Genomic DNA, 4,283 nt, shown 5'->3' on the forward strand with positions numbered 1-4,283 from the left:
CACCCACGCCCCACCGACACACAACACCATCGCCTCGCATTTGCTGAATCGCCTACTGTGACGCTTGCTCAGCCAACACCAAAGCGCGACGAAGCTAAAAAGCTGCTAGTGCAGGGCATTGACCCTAAAGCCGAACAGAAAGAAGCTCAGGCCGAGAATTCGGGGGCATACACTTTCGAAACTATCGCTCGTGAATGGCATGGCAGTAACAAGCGCTGGAGTGAAGACCATAGAGCGCGAGTTCTTCGCTATCTTGAGCTTTATATCTTCCCTCATATAGGTTCGTCCGACATTCGCCAGCTCAAAACCAGCCACCTGTTAGCCCCGATTAAAAAGGTTGATGCCAGTGGCAAGCATGACGTCGCACAGCGTCTTCAGCAGCGTGTCACGGCCATTATGCGTTATGCCGTCCAGAACGATTACATCGACTCTAACCCGGCCAGTGATATGGCTGGTGCTTTATCAACAACCAAAGCAAGACACTATCCTGCTTTACCCTCAAGCCGGTTCCCTGAGTTTCTTGCTCGTATTGCTGCTTATCGTGGCCGTGTAATGACACGGATCGCTGTCGAGCTTTCCTTACTAACTTTTGTGCGTTCCAGTGAGTTACGTTTCGCGCGTTGGGATGAGTTCGACTTCGATAACTCTCTCTGGCGAGTACCTGCAAAGCGAGAAGAAATTAAAGGCGTGCGTTACTCGTACCGTGGCATGAAGATGAAAGAGGAGCATATCGTTCCGCTTAGTCGGCAGGCGATGATTTTGTTAGAGCAACTTAAGCAGATTAGTGGTGATAAAGAGTTACTGTTCCCGGGGGATCACGACGCAACTAAGGTTATGAGTGAAAACACGGTAAACAGTGCATTGAGAGCGATGGGTTACGATACTAAAACGGAAGTTTGTGGGCACGGATTTAGAACAATGGCGCGTGGTGCATTGGGGGAGTCAGGGTTATGGAGTGATGACGCTATAGAACGTCAGTTGAGTCACACAGAACGTAATGGCGTTAGGGCTGCTTATATTCATACATCAGAACATTTAGATGAAAGGCGCAAAATGGTTCAGTGGTGGGCTGATTATTTAGAGTTAAATAATAAGAGGTATATATCACCGTATGACTGTGGTAATAAAATAAATGAGAACTAGCTCTTTATCAAAAAATAATTGCAAGAAGAGTAATGGATAGAGTTTGTTTTGTTTGCTATAATATTTAATAATTTTTAAGGGTGTGACGAGATTATGTCAGTTTTATTAAGAGAGCAAGATGTAAAAGTGGCATTTATTGACTGGCTTTTTAGAAAAGGCTTGTTAGAGAACGCAACTATTATTAATGAAATGGTTGTCGCGAATTGGAGTCGCCGCGCTGATCTGGCTGTGGCGAACGGGCATTTGCAAGCTTTTGAAATAAAAAGTGATTTTGATTCTCTTAAAAGGTTGGATGGTCAGTTAGAAACCTTTACATCTCGTTTTGAAAAGGTAACTGTTGTTTGTGCACCAAAATTTACCTATGAAATTGCGAAGAAAGTAACATCAGATGTTGGTGTTATTGAATATATAAATACCAGTAAAGGTATTCGTTTTAAAATAGTTCAGCGTGGGCGTACGGCAGTGCTCGGTAATAAGAAGGTTTATATTAATTTCTTACTAAAAAAAGAATTGCAATTACTTCTTGTTGAAAGCGGGAAAAAGTTTTTACTTGAGTCTGGTCGTGAGGCCTTAGAGCGGATAGCTGAACAAATTCCTCTATCTAGAATTAGAGACTTCGCGCTTAAAGCAATTAAACAGCGCTATAAAGAAACTTCTGATGATTATTTGACGAAATTAGCAGGTAGTGAATTATCGAATGCTAACGATTTGACTTTGTTAAGTAAATCAAAAAAGAGACGTGAGCATATTCATTTTAAAGATTTCGAAGATAATACTGATGAAAAATTTAATGATTTTTATACAGTAGATATTGAGGGGTTTATGAAAAAGCACGGAGAGGTTGGGAACATCACTCCCATCAAGGTTTTGAAAAGGGTCGTGCGATAAGGGAGGGAGCCCTCCCTTATTTTCTTTAGAAGAAATCCTCTTCAGGATCGTAATCTGTCTTAAGTGCTTCTGATAGTTCAATTTGTTTTGTTATGTGAAGGTTCACGCGGACAGAAATCCATTTAGCAGGACTCCCCATACCAGCAATATCGCCTGATGCAGCGTTTTTAATCATCAGCGCACCCCAAGATTCTTCTTCAAGATAATTAGGGTATCTTTTGAGAATCGCTCTTGCCGCTTCTATATAACCTTTACTATCAAGTCCTGGTCTCCTCTCAAAAAACCAAGCATCATCTAATGCAATATCAATTCTTGGGACATAACGTCCACCAACATCATCATATACAACAGAATGAATGGAACTATGATCTCCGTATATAGAGACGCCTCGCCCTCCGATTGTTTGGTGGAATTCTCTTTCCATAATATCAATATAACCAGATTGACCATTTTCTCCTGCAAAGTTTGCGACCGAACTTGGGAAGCTAGTCGACAGTACACTTATTATAGCTTCAGGAATTTCTGTCCTTATTTGGTTTATAGCACTTATTGCAGCAGACGTCATTGCTGAGACATGTCCGCGAATATAGCCCAAGTCTATAAATATAACCGCATTTTCAGGGGAGTTGAGAGACACAAGTGATGCTATTGTTTTATTTATATCAGTGTTAAGATTCTTTATTCTGAATGCAATGGAACCTTTATTTCCCTCAAGTATTCTTGCTTGTTGTACTATATCCCTTAATCTTGCAGATTCAGGCATTTGAACTACAGGGATAACATTTTCATTCTTAGAGCAAAAAGCTATCCAGTTTGAGAAATTATTTTCGGAAGATAGAAGGTCAAAGCTTGATGCGCAATGATGCTTGTTCTCTTGAGTAACATCCAGAATAAAAGGCAAGTTATTCATTGCTTCAAGACTCTTATCAAGAGAGATTTGAATTTCATCTGAGCGGGGCCATTTCCCCAAGGTTATAAGTGGAAGTATTTTCTCTTTCTTTTCATGAGCAAGTTTACTCAAGCCAAGAATTTCAGCTGCACGAGTCCTTAATGCAGGATAATATGAATAACTATCAAAATTTACTTTCATCTTAATTACCTCCTGGCTCAGTATTTTCTTGTCGCGCGATTGCTCTAGGCATGGCGTTAATTTGCGGGTTCTGAGTAGCTAAATAAGCCGCGATTCCTTCCATTTTTTCTTTCTGTTCTAATGCATGTGTAAGTTGTGTAGTTAATGTTTCATTCCGTTCTATGAGCGTTTGCTTTACACCATCATTACTAATGATGGTTTCTCTGTGATCTTTACTTAGAATTTTAATAGTTCTATGCGTGAACCAACCTATCAATAGGGCCGCAAGCCAACCAGAACATACAAGTAGCCATTGCGACAATTCTTGATTTCTGATGTAGCTCGTCACAATCGTAACTAGTGTGCCAACTATACCAACAATTCCATAAATATGATTTAGCATCTTATGACTCTCTTAGCCTGGGACTTGTCCTTGAAAGAGCAGAGAAAAGGGTTGCATAGGTATCACTATTTTTTACACACATTTAGGAGTAATGCCATATCTACTTTATGGATATGTTTCATCGCTATAGTTTTTTTGTTTTAGAGCGTCTTTTTAATGCGTGGCATCTTGCATGCAATGCTTTCCCCGCCTACGCGCTTCGAGGTTCAGCTTTCATGCAGGCACATAGTGAGGCTTAAGCTGTAACAGGCCCGAATGCATCAGATGAATGCATGGGCAGGAGGTGAGTGCTTTAAGAGGCAACAGCATCAGCGCCGAAATAACTGATTTTCCTCATCCACCGGTCGACCTTTTCTTGCACTTCTCCTTACCGCCTCAGGGGCTCACCACGCTCTCGAACAGCACCGTACCACCCATCGACACTCCCACGAACCCGTGCAGCGCAGCGACGCGCTCAGGCCGCGAAATTAAATATCATTAAATAAATACTTTACCGCTGGCGCGCAGTGCTTTCCCCGCCTCGCCTGCCCGCTTCGTGGGTCGGTTTTCATGCAGGTGCATCGGGGGGCTCAGGCCGCGCCGGGACAGGGGCCGGACAGGAATAACAGGGCGAGGAAACGCATGCAAAACCATGCACCCTGTGGATGCATGGCTTAATTCGGAAAAAATAGCGGTATTTTCGGGGATTTTTTGCGGGGCTACCTGCCGGCCAGTTCCGTGCGCCGGCGGGCATACATCAGGCACTGTGCGGGGGAGTATTAGTGCAGCATATACAACCGC

Annotated in this window: 4 protein-coding genes; 2 read left to right on the forward strand and 2 right to left on the reverse strand. The window is 42.7% G+C overall.

Annotated features, from left to right (window positions below):
- Both ACI2JR_RS28060 and ACI2JR_RS28065 read left to right on the forward strand, forming a co-directional pair.
- Positions 1-1,143: tyrosine-type recombinase/integrase (locus ACI2JR_RS28060; protein WP_462480086.1), on the forward strand; the 1,143-nt coding region annotated here is incomplete at its 5' end.
- Between the two features lie 93 nt (positions 1,144-1,236).
- On the forward strand, positions 1,237-2,031 hold the full coding sequence (locus ACI2JR_RS28065) for a sce7726 family protein (protein WP_032410143.1): 795 nt from the start codon (positions 1,237-1,239) through the stop codon (positions 2,029-2,031).
- Between the two features lie 25 nt (positions 2,032-2,056).
- Here the strand turns inward: ACI2JR_RS28065 and ACI2JR_RS28070 are convergent, their stop codons facing one another.
- Both ACI2JR_RS28070 and ACI2JR_RS28075 read right to left on the reverse strand, forming a co-directional pair.
- Positions 2,057-3,121: a beta family protein gene (locus ACI2JR_RS28070; RefSeq protein WP_462480087.1), complete on the reverse strand. Its 1,065-nt coding sequence runs from the start codon at positions 3,119-3,121 to the stop codon at positions 2,057-2,059.
- 1 nt (position 3,122) lies between these two features.
- Entirely contained in the window at positions 3,123-3,503 is a 381-nt protein-coding gene (locus tag ACI2JR_RS28075) for a protein gop (RefSeq protein ID WP_071994595.1), read from the reverse strand.
- Positions 3,504-4,283: the final 780 nt, after the last annotated feature.

This window comes from Klebsiella sp. NPDC088457 (genome assembly GCF_044900465.1).
Classification (GTDB): Bacteria; Pseudomonadota; Gammaproteobacteria; order Enterobacterales; family Enterobacteriaceae; genus Klebsiella.

Coding starts and splice junctions, on each gene's coding strand:
- ACI2JR_RS28075 (WP_071994595.1), bottom strand. CDS start 3,503: ATGCTAAATCATATTTATGGAATTGTTGGTATAGTTGGCACACTAGTT.
- ACI2JR_RS28070 (WP_462480087.1), bottom strand. CDS start 3,121: ATGAAAGTAAATTTTGATAGTTATTCATATTATCCTGCATTAAGGACT.
- ACI2JR_RS28065 (WP_032410143.1), top strand. CDS start 1,237: ATGTCAGTTTTATTAAGAGAGCAAGATGTAAAAGTGGCATTTATTGAC.